Annotated in this window: 1 pseudogene; it reads left to right on the forward strand. The window is 72.9% G+C overall.

Features of this window, described 5'->3' with window-relative positions:
- Window positions 1-329 (forward strand): annotated as a pseudogene (locus KHA85_RS17555) (hypothetical protein); the annotation flags it as partial.

A 329-nucleotide genomic window follows, 5' to 3' on the forward strand; every position in this document is an offset into this window, starting at 1 on the left:
CTCAGACGTGTCCGCACCGGGGTCTACGCTCACGCCGCGGACGACGCCGGCCCGGACGGCCGATCGCCCGGTGAACCCGCCTATGAGCGGCGTCGCCGGGTGTTCGTCGAACGCACGGCGGCCGCAGCGCGAGCGGTGGAACCGGGGACGGTCTTCTCCCACGCCTCGGCGCTGGCCCTGCACGGGCTACCGCTCCACGGGATGGTGCTCGATCGTCCCACCGCCACTCGTCACCGCGCGGGCGGCGGGAGTCGTCGCAGCTCCGCGCTCATCGTCGCGAACCTGCCGCTCGACGGGGTGGTGCAAATGCTCGACGGCATACCGGTGAC

Origin of the sequence: Dietzia massiliensis, from assembly GCF_018390595.1 — a bacterium.
Taxonomy (GTDB): domain Bacteria; phylum Actinomycetota; class Actinomycetes; order Mycobacteriales; family Mycobacteriaceae; genus Dietzia; species Dietzia massiliensis.